The organism is Glaciecola sp. 1036, assembly GCF_050306235.1.
GTDB lineage: Bacteria > Pseudomonadota > Gammaproteobacteria > Enterobacterales > Alteromonadaceae > Glaciecola.
In genome coordinates this window covers 142,406-161,025 of the sequence record NZ_JBLWFH010000005.1, presented here as the reverse complement: position 1 = coordinate 161,025, position 18,620 = coordinate 142,406, and the positions used below count along the sequence as shown (strand labels likewise).

The window sequence follows — 18,620 nt, the reverse complement described above, 5'->3', positions numbered from 1 at the left end:
CTAGTACCACCTGTAAGTACCACTTGGTACCACTTAAGAATTGTCTAGACGTATATATAACAAAGCCCCTGAGATAACTCAAGGGCTCCAGAAGAATGGTGCCTCGACCCGGGATCGAACCAGGGACACGCGGATTTTCAATCCGCTGCTCTACCAACTGAGCTATCGAGGCACATAAAACAAGCTACTTGGCTGTTTCTTTGTGGACGCGTATTAAACGGATTTACGCGTCCCAAGTCAATAGATTTTTGCTAATTCTCGAAGATTTTTTGTAGTTTGCGTAAATTTTAGGCAAAGATAATGAACTACGGCTCCATTATTTTTTTGTGGGGGGGACGTAGCCTTCGATGGTGGGTTCTTTGCCTTCGAATAAAAATGCCACCATTTGCTCTTCTAAAAACTTCCGATCTGTAGGCTCCATCATGTTTAACTTCTTCTCGTTAATTAACATGGTTTGCTTTTGTTGCCACAACGCGAAAGCTTCTTTAGAGATGTTGTCAAAAATGCGTTTGCCAATCTCTCCTGGATAGAGTTGAAAATCCAATCCATCAGCGTCTTTTTTAAAATGCTCACAATAAACCGTGCGGCCCATAATATTTATTCCTCAATAAAGGGTTTTTAATTGTTTGAATATCTTCACTGTAGGCGCTGCAACACCCACTTCTGGCACAGTATCAATGGAAAACCATGCTTTGCCCTGTTCATTGATATGGATATTGCTCATTGGCATTTCAAGCAATACAGGCGTTATATCTAAATGAAAATGGCTAAAGGTATGTCGAAATTCGTTTAGATGAGTGATTGTAGCAGATTGCCCTTGCAGCATCTGCTGTATTTTATCGTCAAGGTTATCGCTTTGAGCTTCCACAAAACCAAATAGTCCTCCCCAAATACCGGTTGAAGGTCGTTTTTCCATATAAACACTGCCTTGATGAAATGGAATAAGCATATAAGTTTGCTTCTCAGGAAGTGTTTTTTTCGGTTTTTTATGGGGAAATTCCGTTTGTCGTCCTTGGGCAAAGGCTAAACAATGACTGTTAATTGGACAACTTTCGCATGCTGGTTTGGAGTGGGTACATACAGTTGCACCTAAATCCATCATGGCTTGAGTATAGGCATCAAACCTTTTCACTGGCTTATTTTGTTCCGCCAATTCCCAAAGACTAGTTTCAACCTTGGGTTTACCGGGCCAACCTTCTACCGCATAGAATCTAGATAGGACGCGTTTTACATTACCGTCCATGATCACATAGGGCTTATTGTCAGCTAGTGACAAAATAGCCGCCGCTGTTGATCTGCCGATGCCAGGTAATGCTAAGACTTGTTCAAAATCAGCGGGGAATTCGCCTTTATGTTTATCTCGTATTGTTTGCGCTGCTTTATGTAAATTTCTAGCCCGTGCGTAATAGCCAAGGCCTGTCCATAAATGCAATACGTCATCCACAGGCGCATTGGCTAAATCAGAAACACTGGGATAGCACTGCATAAACCGCGTAAAATACGGAATTACGGTTTTAACCTGGGTTTGTTGCAACATTATCTCAGATATCCAAACCGAATATCTGGATTTATTTTGTTGCCATGGCAGATGCTTACGACCATGAGAATCAAACCATGTAAGTACAGCATCAGAAAAATCAAAAGACGAAGAAGACACAAATAATACGAAGATTTTTTAGTAACCGAATGGGAATGCATTATAATACCTCGCAAAATGCTAACAAGATTAAATAATTTGATATTTCATGGGTAGATTTCAATCAGAAGAAGAAGCTCGCGCTGCGGGTGTTTATGTAGCCAAAGTAAAAAGCTTTGTAAAACGCGAAGGTCGTCTTACCAAAGCCCAAGCTAAAGCACTAGAAGATCACTGGCCAACTATGGGGCTGAGTGTCGATATGGGTATGCTTGATTTTACGCAAGTCTTTGAGCGGGAAGCACCTACTGTGTTGGAAATTGGCTTCGGCATGGGCACTTCTTTAGTGGAAATGGCTGAAAATGCCAAAGACATGAACTTTATTGGCATCGAAGTGCATAGACCCGGCGTTGGTTCTTGTTTAGCCGAAGCGGCTGAAAAAGGTCTTACCAATTTAAAAGTGTTTGAACATGACGCAATTGAAGTCTTAGCCAAATGTATTCCCGATGAAAGCTTACAGCGTTTGCAACTGTTTTTTCCTGATCCATGGCATAAAAAACGTCATCACAAGCGACGTATCGTACAGTCTGAATTTGTAGAAAACGTGCGCAAAAAGCTAAAACTCGGCGGCGAATTACATATGGCGACTGATTGGGAACCCTATGCTGAGCATATGATCGAGGTTATGCAGCAAAGTACTGATTTTGAAAATACCGCCATTGGCAGTGATTTTGTTGAACGCCCAGATTACCGCCCATTAACCAAATTTGAAGCCCGTGGTCATCGTTTAGGCCATGGTGTTTGGGATATTATTTTTAGGCGGAAAAAATAGTGCTTAGTCCTAGCTCTCAAGTTTTAATTCGTAACAGCGAGATTTTTGAACAAGGTATCTGGGGCATTGTGAATCCCGAAGATACCTTTATTTTCGCCGAACTACCTCAAGTAAAATTCGGCTTTCACCATTTTTATGATGTTTTCCAAGCAAGTCCCAAACAGCTTGATCAACAATTTGGCGCTAGCTTTAGTTTACCAGACGACACTCCAAAGCTAGATGGCGCTATTGTGTACATGCCTAAAGCCAAGCAAGTTTTAGATATGTTAATTCACAACCTTAACAATGTCGTAAAACCCGAAGGACGCATAATTTTAGTTGGCGAGAATAAGAGTGGGGCCAAAAGTGCAGCTAAACTCTTACAAAAGCATTTGGATCAAGTACATAAAATAGACGCCGCCAAACATTGTAGTTTATTCAGTGGGTTTCTCCCCAAGTCGATGAAAGACTTCTCTATCGATAATTACCTACAAATTAATAGCATCGATATAAATGAGGTTAGCTTACAGATTTGCAGTCTTCCAGGGGTTTTTGGACATAAAAAGTTAGATGAGGGAACTGCCCTCTTACTATCCCAATATAGCGATCATAAAGCCATTAGAATGATGAAAGGAAACCTGTATGACTTCGCTTGTGGCACTGGCGTTATTGGTTGTTACTTTCAGAAAGTAAATCCCGCTTTAGAGATTACCTTTAGTGAATTATCTGCTCTAGCCCTTTATTGTTGCGAAAAAACCCTAGATGTTAATCATTTAAATGGAAAAGTAATTGCTAGCGATGGTATGCAAGAAATCACCGGTACTTTCAATTACATCCTAAGCAATCCGCCTTTTCATTCGGGTATTAAGAATGACTATGCTATTACAGAAAAATTTATAAAAGATGCTTACAAACATTTAAAAAGTAATGCATCATTGAGCATAGTTGCGAATCGATTTTTGCCTTACCCAGATCTCTTGGAAGACAATTTTGGACGATTTGAAGTACTTGAAAAAACTAATAAATATACCGTTTATCGGGGAGTAAAATCCTAACATTATGAAAATACTGTTTCTAATTTCTGAAGTTGAAGACATCATTAAAACCGGCGGGCTAGCGGATGTTGGTAAAGCCTTACCCTTAGCGCTTCATAAACTAGGTCACGAAATTTGTATTTTTATGCCGTATTATCAACAAGTGGCACAAAATGCTGATTTATCAGAGGCACTCTCTCCACAAGTGGTTCACTTGAACAATAAAAGCTACGCCTACCGCGTTAAACAACTGAATCTAGACGGCGTACAAGTTTATTTAATCGATCATGAATATTTTTCCAAAGGTGCTTCCCCTTACACAGATACTACCCTAACTAATAATGCGCAAAAGTTTAGTTTATTTACCCTATGCGCAATTTGCGCTAGCCACGAACTGGGTTTTCAACCAGACATAGTGCATGCCAATGACTGGCATACTGCTATGGCGCCTTATTTTGTGAATAGCAATTATCTTCAGCGTCACGATCTTATTGGCGATTATGAATGGTTTGCCAACAGTAAATGTGTTTTAAGTATTCATAATGCTGCATTTCAGGGAATCGAAGGAATTGACCAGATTGGCGTTTTAGACAACATAGACGCAGGTAAAGTATTTAATCAAAATGGTTACTTGAATATGCTTAAAACAGGTATTCAATATTCCGATAAAATTTGCCCGGTCAGCCCTACATATGCCAGAGAATTATCAACCGAACTTGGCAGCCATGGGGTGCACGATGTGATTAATCGTGCTGGCGATAAAGTTGTTGGGGTATTAAACGGTTGTGATTATTCTCAATGGAATCCAGCTAACGATCCTCTATTACCGGAACATTACAAAAGCTCCGACATCACTGGAAAAGAAAAGTGTAAACAAGCGCTACAAGTACAAACAAAGCTACCAGTATCAACAACAGCGCCAATTTTTGGCATGGTTTGTCGAGCCACAAGGCAAAAAGGCTTTGATTATCTGTTGCCAATTCTAGATGACTTGCTTAGCCACAACATTCAAATAGTTATTATGGGGACAGGTGAAAGTCGAATTGTAAGTGAGCTAAGACGCATCGCTGAAAACCATTCAAATAAAATGGCCTTTGTTGAGGACTTTTTGCCAGAGCTTGCACATTTAATTGAAGCTGGCAGTGATTTTTTCCTAATGCCAAGCGAATTTGAACCTTGCGGTCTGAATCAAATGTATTCTTTAGCTTACGGGACCTTACCAATTGTCAGAAACGTAGGCGGCCTTGCTGATACCATCATTGATATTAAACATTCTAAAGGTAATGGCTTCGTATTCGAGGAACCATCGGGCTTAGCATTGGCCAACTGTATTAGACGAGCTATTTTATTTTATGTGCAAGAGCCTTCTAAAATGCAGGAGTTGCAACGGGCTATTATGAAGATTAAATTTACTTGGGAAACTGCTGCGCAAAACTATATTCAAGTTTACAGAAGTTAGAGAATTGCTCGCACAGACTTTATTTACCCTAATGCAACATTTTTATCTAATGCTTTAGTCTTATTCTGGAGCTGATTTTCAAAATTTCTGTAATTTTATTACAATTTTTGTGTAATTCTAAGAATGGTGCTATTATTTTTGTTGCTTTACTACGAAACTCAGTACTCTTAACAAAAATGTTACTTTTCATTCGCAGTTTTTTTTGAAATACTTGAGTAAGGCAGTATTGGCTCTAGTTGATGCTGAAATTGTTGTAATTTTGCAAACGCGCTATTTACAAATCGACAGTTATTGATAAATTGGGTAAACCCTACGAGTTAACGCTCGTGTAAACGAAGAAGAAAACAAAAGACATGCAAACTCCCAACATACTAATAGTTGAAGACGAAGTTGTCACACGCACAACACTGAAGAGCCTATTTGAAGCGGAAGGCTATAATGTTTTTGAAGCTGAAAATGGCGAAGAAATGCATCATTCATTTGAAGCTAATGCCATTGATCTTGTTATCATGGACATCAACTTGCCAGGTAAAAACGGATTAATCTTAGCCCGTGAAGTGCGAAACCGTAAGAATGTAGGTCTTATCTTTCTTACTGGCCGTGATAACGACGTTGATCGCATTTTGGGCCTAGAAATTGGTGCTGATGACTATCTAACCAAACCTTTTAATCCAAGAGAATTGACAATTCGTGCTCGTAATCTCTTATCGCGTACCAGCAGTGCTGGCGAAGATGATGATTTACCAAGCAAAGTTAGTTTTAATGGCTGGACGCTTGACGGAGATAGCCGAAGCTTAATTTCTCCTAACGGTAATGAATTTAGACTTCCACGAAGTGAATTTAGAGCTCTTCACCTGTTCTTAAGCAATCCAGGTAAGATTCTAACTCGCGAACAGTTAATAATGGAAATGACAGGTCGTGAATTGCGTCCTAATGACCGTACTGTAGACGTAACTATTCGTCGTATCCGTAAACATTTTGAATCTGAGCCAAATGAAGAAGAGTTGATCGTGACTATTCATGGTGAAGGTTATCGCTTCTGCGGTGAAGTAGACCAATAAGTTTATTAGCGCCTTAGAAACCTAAGGCGCATTCTTTCATTTTTCTATAACCTACCTGCGAATTATTCTGCGTCTTCTTGTTGCCAGAAGGTTTTTACTTGTTCTTGAGTTACGTTTAACGCAGTAATTGGGAATGGTATGACTATGCCTTCTTGATTGAATCTACGATGCAAAGCTTTCATAAATTCAGACTTAATAAAGAAGCGATTAAAGTATTCTTCTGCTCTTAGCATTACCGTGAAGTTGATGCTTGAATTATCAAAGGTATGAAAGACCACAAAAGTTTCGTAATCGGAAATCCCCCATTTGTGGCTTTTAAGAATTTCTCTGGCAACTTCTAACGTTACTTTCTCAACATGCTCTAAATCTGAATCATAATGGACACCCACTTCAACCGGCACAGATAATTGTTTTTCTGGATAGTAGTAATTAATCACCTTTGACTTTGCCAATGTGCTATTGGGCATTATGACAACGTTATTGGGTAACATTTTTATCCAGGTAGAGCGCCAACCAATTTTCTCTACAAATCCTTGCTCTCCAGAATCCAATTCTATGTAATCACCTACTCTAAAAGGTTTATCAGCTATTATCTGAATGCCCGAGAAAAAGTTTTCAAGTGTTGGCTGTAATGCAAGCGCAACGGCTAAAGAGCCGATACCTAGAGAAGCCAATACGGGGGTGATACTGACGCCCAGAGTTCCCAAGATGATCAGTACACCAATACACAAAATAACAATGCGGATTGACCCCTTAAGTAGCGAGCCTGATGTTTTCAGCACGGGCGAATTAGCTTCCATCCGAGTTAAACTAAGTGACGTTAAACGTTCGACGAAGACAATTACAGCAAGTACCACAAACACCTGAGTGGTCATTAACAATATTTTGTCAGCATGCTCTGGGATTTCTTTTACTTGTTTTAGAAGCAATCTTGTTAAAATGATGGATATGGCAATTGAAACTAAGCTAAGTGCTCGCTTACTGGAATCAATGGCTAGATGACCAAGAGAAAACTCGGTTTTCTTAAATAACCGTCTCAGGTTAACTATGACTAGGAATTTAGTCAGCCATAGCAGTACGAAGAAAAGTAAAAACGAACTCATGCCGACTACCCAAGCCGGCATTTCTTCTAAAAATCGTTCGCCATAATAGATGATTTCTTGCAAACTAGACCTTTATTTTTACCTTGTTTTAATAGCTTTTGAAGCAATAAATGCACCATATGAATTTAAAGGGCTGGGAGTCCAAAACCCGGTAATTGCGCACCAGTTTGGCGCAAGGAGTATCGGTTAATTAAGCTTTTGCTCTATTTTAACCCGCTATTGTCCTGAAATCCGCATACAGAAAGCTCGCTATATCAGCGAGCTTCTAGATTCCTGATTCACAGTTTATCTATGCACAGCCACTTTTGGATATTGTTACTGTTTTGGTTTTGCTAACACCATCTCTATTTCTACAAGCATACCAGGACCACCGGCTAAACCTGCAATTTGTATAGCTGATCTGGCTGGTAAATTAGGTTGCTCTTCAGTCCCAAAATATTCAGTATAGGCTTTCATAAAGCCACTAAAATCCATCTTGCCTCCCTTAGAAGGATCGCCAACCAAAAATACGGTTAACTTAACGGCATCACCAAAATCTACGCCCAAATCTTTGAACGAAGCCTCAAACTTTTTGAAAACGCTAATAGATTGTGTATAAGTGTCCCCGTAGTATTCCAGACTACCCGGCTCAGCATCAGGGTTGCTAGGCGATGGGACTTGTCCACTGTGATAAATTAAATCAGTACCAGCCGGTACTTCTACAGCTCGGGCAATAGGAAATGTACTATTGTTAGGAAGCGGATGACGGGTAACATCTGCGTTAGCAGAACCTACTAGACCTAAAATTGCAAAACTCATAAGTATAACTTTTTTCATCATATCTCTCTCATTTTGGATAGGTATTATTTTAATTGTTCAATGTAGCTTACAACGTCAACAATGTCCTGTTTTGTTGTTAAGACATTGGCGGCAGCTCGCATTTGCTGACCTGCAATATCACTTTGATTATCCCCGCGAATGCCGTGCTTAAAGTTATTTAACTGCTTGGCAATATACCAATTATTGCGACCAACCAAGGGCGGTGCATTTAAACTTTGATTACCTTGTGCGTTTTCTCCGTGACAACTTGCACAGGTCGTAAATAGTTTTTTACCATTTTGAAGAGAGATTTCAATCGGCTCTTCCTGTTTAAATACCATCTGTTGCCAATCTGAGAGGGGCTTTTTCGTCGTGTTCGGTAATTTAGTGATTGTTGAAACTGCCAGTTGTATGAGTTCTGGCGTCAATGCTTCAGCCGCTGCTCGCATTTCGTGTCCTGAAACATCCTCTGCATGTACTCCACGCTCTTTGTTCATAAAGGCATTTAATTGTTTAGCTAAGTACCAAGCGGGCAAGCCTGTTAGATTAGGTGCTTGAGTAGCAAAATCACCTTTAAACTGGGAGCCATGACAAACAGTGCAGTACTGCAATTGCTCTGGAATGGGTTGTATTTCAGTTTTGCTTTCTGCATTAGCTTTCATGGTAAAAACAGCGCTCAAAATTAAATAAAAGAGTATATTCAGACATTTATTTTTCATAATTTTTAGTCTTAACCTCCCACCTGCATTTTTTTATCAAATGACATCAATGCCACTTCTACCGAAGCGAACGCGCCCTCCTGCCAGCCAGGATGATAACTAATTTGATCACCTATCATTACATGGTTGCCTTCAGGGGTTTGAACTGTGTGGAAGTATTTTTCATAATCATGCTCTTCAAATGCATTACCACAGCCCATTAAATGATTCATCCGACTCCACGCAATACTGACCCCTTGTTCTATATGCGACGAATATTCTTTGTGTACTTTGTCACCGCAATTAGCGGCATAGGCTAAGCGTTCTTTTAGGCTCAAATTAGCAAAGAATTCACAGTCTTGAGGATTCCAAACATAGGCACCGAGTACTACGCCTTTTTCAGAATTTATGTCGTGGGAGGGATACCATATTTGCGCGTTTTTCTGTGAGGTATAACTTATGCCGCCATAAATACCCTCTTTTTCCCAGAAACGTTCGCGCATTTGAAAACCGATTTTAAACAAATCTTTGCGCTTAATCGCGGCCAACGCCTGCATATAGTGTTCACTGAAATTATTATCGATGCCTGCCAAGATAGGCGCTGGGATGTTATTGAAGCAGTAATCCGCATTTATTTTGTGAATATGCCCTTTGTGCTGATAATGAACTACGACTCCATTATTTGTGAGTTGGATTTTTTGCACTTGGGCTTTGGTTAGGATTGGGCTTTTTATCGCATTGGCAAAGCCTTTTACTATTTGGTCCATGCCTCCTTTTGGTTCCATAAGAGGTTCAATCCAGTCGTAGAACTCAGTATGGTTCATGGCATCTTGCCAAAAATTACTGTTTAAAAACGCCTCAAGTTTTTGAGGAATATTATGATCACCATGGGTGAGCATTCTGTCGCTTTGCGAGCCCGCACGATGCGATCCTTTATATGCTCCATCTTTGGATAAATCACCATAAAAGCCTGCAAAATGACGCAGCTTTTCGATATCTTCTTTGGTAAGTTCAGCTTCAAATACATTCTTATTAATGGCTTTGAACACCAGCTCTGCGAGAAATCCACGAGCATCTGTTATATATTCCACTTGACGTTTGGGCTGACCGTTGAAACTAGCATCTTCGTGGAAGTAGGCAAGCCGGTTTTGATTGGCTTTTACCTGCAAGGGTATTTTAAGTTCTTTGCAGTAATAAAGTGTTCTTTGGTGGTGACCTGGAATACGAGCAGGACCGGCGTTGAAATAAAGGTTAGGTTTGTCTTCAAACTGGCAATAGTTGGGGCGCCCAAGTTCATCAATAAGATCACCATGGCGCAATGTAAGATTTCTTCCTCCGACTCTATGCGAAGCTTCAAGTATAATACACTCATAGCCAGCTCTCTCTAATTCATACGCAGTTGCTAATCCAGCAACACCGCCACCGAGGATCACTATTTTTGATTGTTTATTTGAAGGACTAAGCTGAAAATGCTTGGGTCTTACATGGGTATCGAGTAAATCCAAAGCTAAGCACGAATTGTACACAGCTAAGCTACCACCAGCGATGGCTGCTTTTTGTAGAAATTGACGACGCGTAAGCTTTTTCATGCACACCTATCATAAAGTTAATGTTTTTAATATTTTTTATATTGAGATTCTAATAAACCTCATGGGAGAGCAATTTATATAGTGGAAAATAGGACGGGCGTCTAAATTTCCTTCATTCGTTTTGAGTATTACTCTAATAACTTCTCGATAGTATTTTTTAAATTACCACGGCAATTCGCTTTTGCAAGTGATTATTTTTTGTACACAAAAATTTAATTTTTCACTTACATTATTTATACTTATACAATTAGGAATTTAGGATGCTAGTTACTACCAAATATTTTTTTTATGAACTCTTTCATAAAAATCTTTCTTTGGTATAAATTAGATTTTATTAAACCAGTTTATTTAAAATATTCGTACTAACAATGTAAGATTGTAATAATGGTATAACATCCCGCTATTTCTGTGGAATATAGCGATTCATTTAACTATTTTGTGAGTATTTTATAAAAGTTCACAAGCCTTTTGGATATAAACATTACACATGTTTGATAATACGGATGTTGTTGCAATTCCAACCTACCTGCTGACAGTTATCGGCTTAATATTTGTTATTCTAATTTCGCTTTCAACTCTGCTATTTTTGCGGCATCGTCGTGTAAATGTACAAAGTGAACATGCTTTGGCAGTAAAAAATAGAGACATCAGTGAGAAAGAAGAAACCAATAGAAAACTATCCAATGAAAACCTAACGAATAAGGTGTTATCCGAACTATTAAATAGTATTTTTGAAAGTTCTGCCCACGGCATTATTGCGTTTACATGCGTACGGGATAAAAACAACAAGATAATAGATTTTGTTTTTAAGAAAGTGAACACCAAAGCTGCCGTGATCACCGGAAAAGACATAGCCACTTTGCAAAATAACACTATGCTAACGGTATTTCCTGGCAATAAAGATTCTGGCTTATTTGATAACTATGTAAACGTTGTTGAATCCGGACATCCCTTTATCACTGTATTACACTACAATTTAGATAACCTTGATCGCTGGTTTTCAATCAACGCAGTTAAAAACCAAGATGGAATTGTAGTCACATTTTTAGATGTTTCAGATATGAAGCTTCAAGAACAATTGTTAATTACCAAACAGAATGAACTTGAAGAGGCTAATCGAGAGTTAGAACAATTTGCCTATATTGCGTCTCACGATTTAAAAGAACCTCTAAGAAAAATTACCGCATTCGGTGATCGATTAGCCAATAACTACTCAGAAAAGTTAGACCAAACTGGACAAGCTTTCGTCAGTAAAATGTGTCAATCAGCCCAAAGAATGTCCTTATTAGTAGACGATCTACTTAAATTCTCTAGGGCTACAAGGGGGAATGATATTGTTCAGGAGGTTGATCTTAATACAGTATTTGATGTTGTAACTGATCTGTTGTCTATTAGTATTAAAGAGAAGAAAGCAACTATTAATTGTGAAACGCTACCCACCATTAAAGCAAACGAATCTCAAATGGTGCAATTGTTTCAAAACATTATTTCAAACGCATTGAAATATTCAAAACAATCCCTCGATCCCGTAATTGATATTAAAGCAAACAAAACCAAAATCGATGTTAATGGCGAATCAAAAGAATATTGGCGAATTATTATTACTGATAACGGTATCGGCTTTGATAACATTTACAAAACTAAGATATTTGAGATTTTTCAGCGTCTTCATGGAAGATCAGATTATAGTGGCTCCGGTATAGGCCTCGCTATTTGCGCCAAAATTATCAAAAATCACAAAGGATTTATTCGCGCTGACGGTATCCTTGATAAGGGTGCTACCTTTATTTTCGAATTGCCAGCATTTTCAAATTAGTAGCTCCCTTGACTACGAAGAGTCGTCATCGTGGCGCAGGCCACGACCTCCTTGGAACTTAATGCAGTTTGTTAATTCACAATCAAATCATTCCAATCTGTTTTTTTTGTATTGATCAATTTATCTTTCCATTCTCTATGCAAGTTTTTTAAGCGCTTTTCTCTCAATATTGCATCTTCCTTAAGGACAAACTGTTCAAAGTACACGAGCTTTTGCAAGTTGTACTTTTTGCTAAATCCATCTACTTGCTTGTTTTTGTGTTGGTTTTAATTAATTTCACTATGTTCCAAGGGGGTCGTGGCCTGCGCCACGATGACGATTCTTCGTAGCTAGCTCAATAACGATTCTTCGTTACTTACATACACTTGAGCCGTTCAGTACACTAGTTTTCGGCTCTCAACAGATCGAGTCTGTTATTAATGACGTCCGAAATTTCTTTTGCTCGCCTGCTGTCAATAGGTATAGTTCTCGACTTACCATCAACGGTTTTTATATACGCATTCTTTTGAAAATAAAAAGAGCGGTAATAAGCGAAAGATATTTCTTCCCATTTAAATGATTTTTTGCCCCACAGATTCACATATGAAACACCGGATTCATCAATTTTTACCCAAACGCCCTTACGAGCTAAAATGCCAACAGAGATTAATAAAAGTAATAGACCAATTATTGAGCCTATAGATGCCATTACATCACCTGCTAGCATTTTATTAAAAGTCACAAGCAAGAATGTAGCGCCGCTTAGAAAACCCGCATAACACTCTTTGTAGGAATGCCAATAATATTGTGATTGATTGTCCATTGAACGTCTGATTCTTGGTCTGTTGATAACTGTCCGCCGGAATAATCTCAACTTTCGCCTAAAATCGCCAGTACTTCCTATTGCTCATATATTATTGCAACCTCTTGTATTAGCGATACTCCTAAGAATCTTGCGCCATCCATCCTCCTCCCAAAGCACGATACAAGGAAACTAAGGCGATTTGTCGCTGTGTTTTTACCTGAATCAACGCCATGTGGTTAGCGAAGCTTTCCCGTTGCGTATCCAAATAATTTAGATAATCGTCCGCTCCTCTTTGATATCTGGCATAAGATAAAATAAGCCTGTCAGCACTAGATAAAGACAACTCCCGCTGTACAGACTCTTCTCGTTTTAAGGAGTCAATTGACACCAAGGCATCAGCCACTTCTCGAAAGGCAGTTTGAATATTTTGTTCATACTCAACAATACTGATGTCTTTACGAATATTTGCCAAATCCAAATTAGCTTGGTTTCTTCCTCCGTCAAAAATAGGTAGGCGAATTTGTGGTGCAAAGGACCAGGTTTTCTGACTGGATGAAAATAGGTCGGATATTTCAGTGCTTGAAGTGCCGACAAACCCAGTTAATGAAATACTTGGAAAGAATGCCGCTCTGGCTGCGCCTATATTGGCATTCCTACCGATCAAACGATGTTCAGCGGCGCGAATATCAGGTCTGTTTTGCAGTAGATCCGAAGGCGCACCTGGGGTTAACTCTTGTACAATCACATTTTCATACTGGGGTTTATCTGACAAAAATGGATCTATGTCACTTACGCCGACTAACAATCGAAGCGCGTTATACGCAAGTTGCTTTTCTCTGCTGATTCGTTCAAAGCTAAGGGCGGCATTTAGCCTTAGTTCAATAGCTTGTTGTAACTCAAGTTTTGAGGCCGCACCTAATTCCAATCGTTGACGGATTTTTTGCTCTGAAGTTGCACGAGATTCTTTTACTTGCTTAGCTAATAAATAACGTTGTTGAGCGCCATTGTAAGCGAGATAACTTTGAATCACTTCGGCGATTAAGCTAGTTTTTAAACTTTGTGCGACCTCAGCTGTAGCCAAATATTCGTGCAATGCTGCCTGGCTTAGATTGCTGACTCGTTGAAACAAATCTAATTCATAGGACGCCAAACCAACGCCCACTTGAAAGCGATTTTGCACATTCGGCATGCCGGGGGCTAAAAAGTCATCTGGCGTTGCCTGTCTAGAAGCTTGGCCTTCTAAATTGACATTAGGCAAACGCTGAGCATCTTGGATACCATATTGTGCTCGAGCAGCTTCTACATTAAGAATTACTTGTCGAAGATCATGATTATTTTGCAACGTCAGCTCTATTAGTTGAACGAGATTTTCATCTGTGACAAACGACTTCCAACCTATTTTCGCTGACGATTCTGGTTGGCTAATGTCTTCTCCATCTGAAAACCAATGCTGCGATATTGGCGCTGCCGGCGTTTGATACTCTGGCGCTAATGAACAAGCAGTAAGGCTAGCGCAAACCAACCCTGCTATCACCGCTTGGCTCGCTGATTTTAATGAAACAATATTACGCATGATCTAACTCCTCACCTGCAAATTCACGCTCTCTATCAGAAATGGCTGCTTTACGATGATCTTTCGCCAACAAGGTATAAATCGTTGGAAGCACAAATAGAGTAAAAAAGGTGCCTACCAACAAGCCAGTGACCACCACTACTCCGATTGAATAGCGACTGGCAGCGCCAGCTCCAGAGGCAAACATTAATGGAATTAGGCCAGAAACCATAGCCGCAGTTGTCATCAGAATGGGGCGCATACGGATCATGGCGGCTTTTAATATAGCTTGCGCAGGTCCTACTTCGTCTTGATGTTGAATATCATTGGCAAATGACACCATCAAAATCCCGTGCTTTGATATCAAACCTATTAAGGTAACCAAACCTATTTGGGTGTAGATATTCATGGTGGCATAGCCTAACCACAAGGGCACTAGAGCCCCACACACTGCCAAGGGAACCGTAACTAAAATCACCAAGGGATCTCTAAAGCTTTCGTACTGGGCAGCCAATACTAAGAATATGACCACTAGTGCAAATCCAAAGGAAACAATTAATCTATTACCTTCTTGTACAAATTGACGACTATCTGACATCCAATCAATTTGAGCACCTGGAGGGAGAGGTTGTGATTGTAAGAACTCCACAGCTTGCCCCATAGTAACGCCGGGCAATAAAACACCAGATAAAGTCACCGCATTCATCTGATTAAACTGTGGAAGTTGATTCGCCTGAGGTTGCACTTTTACGTCAACCACAGTCGATAAAGGAATTAATTCACCAGATTGTGAGCGAACATAATAGCCAGTTAGGTCTTTTGGGGTTCTACGCTGATCTTGGGTGACTTGGGTAATCACATCATAAGAACGATCAAACCAGTTAAAACGATTAATGTAGTTTTCACCTACTAACACTGCCAAGGTTTGGGCTATCTCATTCATACTAATACCCAATTCACCAGCTTTGGTGGCATCAATACTCATTTGTGCCTGAGGGCTATCAAAGGCTAGATCGCTATCCACAAAGGCGAATAATCCACTGCCCCAAGCTGCACCTTTTATTTGCTCCATAGTGTTATAAAGTTCAGAGAACTCCATAGGTGCCCGCACTATCATCTGTACCGGTAAACCGCCACTGCCTGCGGGCAAAGGAGCTGGTTGAAATGCGGTAGCAAAGGCACCGGTAATTTTACTTGATTGACCATTTAGAAAACCTTCAACCTGATTTGTACTCATTTCCCGCTCATTCCATGGAGATAAGACCACTCCACCAAAACCGTTATTCTGACCACCAAAGCCGTTTGCAAAGAAACTCGCTTGATAATCTGGAAGTTGTCTAAATACAGATTCAACGTCCAATGCCGCCTGTTCGCTGTACTCTAAACTGGCATATTGGGGAGATTTTGTTTGCACGAATACATAGCCTTGGTCTTCCCCTGGTGCAAGCTCGTTATTCACTCCAGAAAATAACACACCTATGCCCGCAAGTACGGCGATACAAACCAAAATGACAGCGGCTTTTGCGTGCAAAATGGTATTTAATAAACGACCATATTTATTGGCTAATCCTGTCATAGCACGGTCGATGATTTTTGCTAGCTTTCCTTCTGACATTTTTGCATCCAGCATGTAGCTACTCATCATGGGGGATAGCGTTAGTGCTACCACGCCCGACACAATAACCGAACATGCCAAAGTAAACGCAAACTCTTTAAATAGGGCACCTGTCACACCGCCCATCAATCCAATAGGTGCATAAACTGCAGCCAGTGTTACCGTCATGCCAATTACCGGCCAAACAATTTCTCTGGCGCCAATTAATGCGGACTGTACGGGAGTTTTTCCTTCTTCAATGTGCCTGTGGATATTCTCCACAACCACTATGGCATCATCGACAACCAAGCCAATGGCTAAGACCATGGCCAATAAGGTAAGTAAGTTGATGGAAAAGCCAAACATCGACATTAAAATCGCAGCCCCAACCAGTGACAAAGGAATCGTCACTATAGGAATAATGACGGCTCTAAAAGTCCCTAAGAATAAGAAGATAACCACAACTACTATGAGTACAGCTTCTAAAAGGGTTTTCATTACTTCATCAATGGCCGCATTTACAAAGCGAGCCGTATCAAAAATATTGCTAATTTGAATGCCCGGTGGTGCTGAGTTTTGCAATTGTGGAAGTAAGTTATTTACGCCTTCAACAATCTCTAACGGATTACCGTCAGGCGTGGGTGTAATTGCCAATGACGCCACACGCTCACCGCTGCCAAAAAAAGAAGTATCATTGTTTTGACCGCCTAACTCTACGGTCGCAATGTCCGATATTCTGACCAAACTGTTGTTTTCACGTTTTATCACCATGTCTTTAAAGTCCTGCACGCTACGCAAGTCTGTCGCGGCAGTAATCGGCATTATGGTCTGGCTATCGCGTAAGGTACCAGGTGCGGCTTGTACATTATTGGATCGCAATGCATTGGATAAATCACTGGCAGTAACATTGCGTGCAGCCATTTTTAACGGATCTAACCAAAGGCGCATGGCATAGGTTTGACCGCCATTGATATCCACAGATGCGACACCCGGAACAGAAGTAATCAAGGGTTGAGCCACTCTGGTAATGTAATCTGTGATTTCAGGAATGCTATGTTGGTTACTAGCAAAGTTAACGTATTGCACCGCTGAAACGCCATCCGTAATCTTATTAATCTGCGGATCCGATGCGCCCTCTGGCATTCGGTATTTCACTTGTTGCACACGCGACATAATTTCGGTCAAGGCTTTGTCAGAGTCTGCGTTGAGCACCAATTTAGCGCGGATTTCACTATTGCCCATGGTGGAAGTAGAAGTTAGATATTCTATTCCACTTGCAGTAGCCACGGCTTGTGCAATAGGCGAGGTAATAAAACCTTGCATGACCTCTTGAGAGGCGCCGGGAAAGCTGGTTGTCACCACAATGGTGGCACTTTCCATAGCCGGATATTGGCGCATAGGCAACGACGATACTGAAGCAATTCCCGCTAATAAAATCAAAATACTCAAGGTAATTGAAAGTATCGGGCGCTTAATAAATAAATCTGTAAACGACATTACTGGCCTCCTACTGAGGCTGTATTACTTATCACCTTGAGTTGTGCACCGGGACGCACTCTTAATTGACCTCGGGTTACTACCAAATCTCCGGCTGAAAGCCCTTGGCTTATAACGACTTGATCGCCCAAACGGCGCTCTATTTGCACCGGCACTATTTCTGCCGTACCTATTTGCTCATTGTTTACACCCCGCACAACGACAGCAGTGTTTCCAGACGATGAGGTCATTACTGCGGTTGAAGGCAATACTATGGCGTTGGTTTGGCTTGGGAATATCAGATCGACTTTGACGAACATGCCAGCTCTTAACAGCTTGTCTTGATTGTTTACTTTCGCCTGCAAAGTTATGTTTCGGGTATCAGGATTAATTTGCTGCTCAATAGCGGTTACCTGGGCTTCAATAGGTTGATCAGGTGCTATTTCGCTGTATACCTGTAACTTGTGACCTATGTCGATGCGCGCTAACTCATCTTGAGGAAGATTAAAGTTAACAAAGACTTGGCTAGTATCGGTCAAACTCACCACTGGCTCTCCTGGGTTTAGATACTGGCCTAAATCAACTTGTCTTAATCCCAGTTCGCCATCAAAGGGGGCTAAGATTTTTTTATAGCGAATTCTTGCTTGCAACTGATTAATTTGCGATTTAGCAATGTCGTAATCCGCTTGGCGTTGTTGCAATATTTCATTCGAAAGAGCATCGATTTGATGTAAGTCTTTTGCTCGTTCTAATTGCTCTTGGGCGAACTTGATAGAGGCTTTCGCTGCTACTAAATCAGCTTGTTCTGTAGCATCGTCCAACTGCACAATCAGAGTGTTCGCAGACACTCTTTGTCCGGGTGAAATATTTAGTTCGGATATCCTACCTGCCACTTCGGCCGATAGCATCACTTGGTTTACCGCGCGCACTTCACCAAAGGCTTGCACAGTCACTGGCGCTGCCTGGAGCGTCACCTGACTAGCTACCACATCAATAGCACCTCCGCCATGCCAACCGCCCGCATTTTCAAGTTTAGCTGAACGCCAAAACCATAAACCTGCACTGATCAGGGCTATCAAAATTATTGCAATTACAATTGCTTTGAATGTGGATATACCTGAGCGTTGCAAGTCAACTTGCGATGAATCTTTCATTAATTAATACCTTCAAAAAAACCAGATTGAATAAAGAATTGGGCTCACTCTAAGACCT

The 18,620-nt window shown here is 40.5% G+C and carries 15 protein-coding genes and 1 tRNA gene; 5 read left to right on the top strand and 11 right to left on the bottom strand.

The window, feature by feature from the left end; all coding sequences use genetic code 11:
- Positions 1–96: 96 nt before the first annotated feature.
- From ACNKW3_RS09335 to mutY, 3 genes are all read right to left on the bottom strand, one after another.
- A tRNA-Phe gene (locus tag ACNKW3_RS09335) sits at positions 97–172 on the bottom strand.
- Positions 173–316: 144 nt separating this feature from the next.
- Complete coding sequence (locus ACNKW3_RS09330) at positions 317–592, bottom strand: oxidative damage protection protein (RefSeq protein ID WP_427399025.1); 276 nt, start codon at positions 590–592, stop codon at positions 317–319.
- A gap of 12 nt (positions 593–604) precedes the next feature.
- The gene (mutY, locus tag ACNKW3_RS09325; RefSeq protein ID WP_427399024.1) at positions 605–1,657 is read right to left on the bottom strand and encodes an A/G-specific adenine glycosylase; all 1,053 of its coding nucleotides are present in this window, start codon (positions 1,655–1,657) and stop codon (positions 605–607) included.
- Positions 1,658–1,745: 88 nt separating this feature from the next.
- On the opposite strand from mutY, the gene trmB reads away from it, so the two are divergent.
- The 4 genes from trmB (at position 1,746) to arcA (ending at position 5,998) form a co-directional block, all read left to right on the top strand.
- Positions 1,746–2,465, top strand: a complete 720-nt coding sequence (trmB, locus tag ACNKW3_RS09320; RefSeq protein ID WP_427399023.1) for a tRNA (guanosine(46)-N7)-methyltransferase TrmB — start codon at positions 1,746–1,748, stop codon at positions 2,463–2,465.
- Positions 2,465–3,499 (top strand): methyltransferase, encoded by a 1,035-nt coding sequence (locus ACNKW3_RS09315; protein ID WP_427399022.1) that lies wholly within the window; start codon positions 2,465–2,467, stop codon positions 3,497–3,499. Before trmB ends, ACNKW3_RS09315 begins: the two co-directional genes overlap by 1 nt.
- Positions 3,500–3,503: 4 nt before the next feature.
- The gene (locus tag ACNKW3_RS09310; RefSeq protein WP_427399021.1) at positions 3,504–4,937 is read left to right on the top strand and encodes a glycogen synthase; all 1,434 of its coding nucleotides are present in this window, start codon (positions 3,504–3,506) and stop codon (positions 4,935–4,937) included.
- A gap of 353 nt (positions 4,938–5,290) precedes the next feature.
- Positions 5,291–5,998: a two-component system response regulator ArcA gene (gene arcA / locus ACNKW3_RS09305; protein WP_427399020.1), complete on the top strand. Its 708-nt coding sequence runs from the start codon at positions 5,291–5,293 to the stop codon at positions 5,996–5,998.
- A gap of 62 nt (positions 5,999–6,060) precedes the next feature.
- Here the strand turns inward: arcA and ACNKW3_RS09300 are convergent, their stop codons facing one another.
- From ACNKW3_RS09300 to ACNKW3_RS09285, 4 genes are all read right to left on the bottom strand, one after another.
- Positions 6,061–7,122 carry a mechanosensitive ion channel family protein gene (locus tag ACNKW3_RS09300; RefSeq protein WP_427399157.1) on the bottom strand — a complete coding sequence of 354 codons (1,062 nt, stop codon included), beginning with the start codon at positions 7,120–7,122 and terminating at the stop codon, positions 6,061–6,063.
- 294 nt (positions 7,123–7,416) lie between these two features.
- Entirely contained in the window at positions 7,417–7,920 is a 504-nt protein-coding gene (locus ACNKW3_RS09295; protein ID WP_427399019.1) for a RidA family protein, read from the bottom strand.
- Positions 7,921–7,943: 23 nt separating this feature from the next.
- Positions 7,944–8,561 carry a c-type cytochrome gene (locus tag ACNKW3_RS09290; protein WP_427399018.1) on the bottom strand — a complete coding sequence of 206 codons (618 nt, stop codon included), beginning with the start codon at positions 8,559–8,561 and terminating at the stop codon, positions 7,944–7,946.
- 68 nt (positions 8,562–8,629) lie between these two features.
- Positions 8,630–10,186: a flavin monoamine oxidase family protein gene (locus ACNKW3_RS09285; protein ID WP_427399017.1), complete on the bottom strand. Its 1,557-nt coding sequence runs from the start codon at positions 10,184–10,186 to the stop codon at positions 8,630–8,632.
- A gap of 487 nt (positions 10,187–10,673) precedes the next feature.
- Here ACNKW3_RS09285 and ACNKW3_RS09280 point away from each other — a divergent pair, with 487 nt between their 5' ends.
- Positions 10,674–12,002 carry an ATP-binding protein gene (locus tag ACNKW3_RS09280; RefSeq protein ID WP_427399016.1) on the top strand — a complete coding sequence of 443 codons (1,329 nt, stop codon included), beginning with the start codon at positions 10,674–10,676 and terminating at the stop codon, positions 12,000–12,002.
- 382 nt (positions 12,003–12,384) lie between these two features.
- Here the strand turns inward: ACNKW3_RS09280 and ACNKW3_RS09275 are convergent, their stop codons facing one another.
- The 4 genes from ACNKW3_RS09275 to ACNKW3_RS09260 all read right to left on the bottom strand — a co-directional run bounded on the left by ACNKW3_RS09275 (position 12,385) and on the right by ACNKW3_RS09260 (position 18,562).
- On the bottom strand, positions 12,385–12,804 hold the full coding sequence (locus ACNKW3_RS09275; protein WP_427399015.1) for a hypothetical protein: 420 nt from the start codon (positions 12,802–12,804) through the stop codon (positions 12,385–12,387).
- Positions 12,805–12,925: 121 nt separating this feature from the next.
- Complete coding sequence (locus tag ACNKW3_RS09270) at positions 12,926–14,359, bottom strand: efflux transporter outer membrane subunit (protein WP_427399014.1); 1,434 nt, start codon at positions 14,357–14,359, stop codon at positions 12,926–12,928.
- Positions 14,352–17,429: an efflux RND transporter permease subunit gene (locus tag ACNKW3_RS09265; protein WP_427399013.1), complete on the bottom strand. Its 3,078-nt coding sequence runs from the start codon at positions 17,427–17,429 to the stop codon at positions 14,352–14,354. Before ACNKW3_RS09265 ends, ACNKW3_RS09270 begins: the two co-directional genes overlap by 8 nt.
- Positions 17,429–18,562: an efflux RND transporter periplasmic adaptor subunit gene (locus tag ACNKW3_RS09260; protein ID WP_427399012.1), complete on the bottom strand. Its 1,134-nt coding sequence runs from the start codon at positions 18,560–18,562 to the stop codon at positions 17,429–17,431. Before ACNKW3_RS09260 ends, ACNKW3_RS09265 begins: the two co-directional genes overlap by 1 nt.
- Positions 18,563–18,620 lie beyond the last annotated feature (58 nt).

Excerpts from the sequence above, each read along its gene's own strand:
- ACNKW3_RS09275 (WP_427399015.1), bottom strand. The coding sequence starts at position 12,804 with ATGGACAATCAATCACAATATTATTGGCATTCCTACAAAGAGTGTTAT.
- ACNKW3_RS09295 (WP_427399019.1), bottom strand. The coding sequence starts at position 7,920 with ATGATGAAAAAAGTTATACTTATGAGTTTTGCAATTTTAGGTCTAGTA.
- ACNKW3_RS09285 (WP_427399017.1), bottom strand. The coding sequence starts at position 10,186 with ATGAAAAAGCTTACGCGTCGTCAATTTCTACAAAAAGCAGCCATCGCT.
- ACNKW3_RS09300 (WP_427399157.1), bottom strand. The coding sequence starts at position 7,122 with ATGCCGGCTTGGGTAGTCGGCATGAGTTCGTTTTTACTTTTCTTCGTA.
- ACNKW3_RS09280 (WP_427399016.1), top strand. The coding sequence starts at position 10,674 with ATGTTTGATAATACGGATGTTGTTGCAATTCCAACCTACCTGCTGACA.
- ACNKW3_RS09265 (WP_427399013.1), bottom strand. The coding sequence starts at position 17,429 with ATGTCGTTTACAGATTTATTTATTAAGCGCCCGATACTTTCAATTACC.
- ACNKW3_RS09270 (WP_427399014.1), bottom strand. The coding sequence starts at position 14,359 with ATGCGTAATATTGTTTCATTAAAATCAGCGAGCCAAGCGGTGATAGCA.
- ACNKW3_RS09310 (WP_427399021.1), top strand. The coding sequence starts at position 3,504 with ATGAAAATACTGTTTCTAATTTCTGAAGTTGAAGACATCATTAAAACC.
- ACNKW3_RS09330 (WP_427399025.1), bottom strand. The coding sequence starts at position 592 with ATGGGCCGCACGGTTTATTGTGAGCATTTTAAAAAAGACGCTGATGGA.
- ACNKW3_RS09290 (WP_427399018.1), bottom strand. The coding sequence starts at position 8,561 with ATGAAAGCTAATGCAGAAAGCAAAACTGAAATACAACCCATTCCAGAG.
- arcA (WP_427399020.1), top strand. The coding sequence starts at position 5,291 with ATGCAAACTCCCAACATACTAATAGTTGAAGACGAAGTTGTCACACGC.
- ACNKW3_RS09260 (WP_427399012.1), bottom strand. The coding sequence starts at position 18,562 with ATGAAAGATTCATCGCAAGTTGACTTGCAACGCTCAGGTATATCCACA.
- trmB (WP_427399023.1), top strand. The coding sequence starts at position 1,746 with ATGGGTAGATTTCAATCAGAAGAAGAAGCTCGCGCTGCGGGTGTTTAT.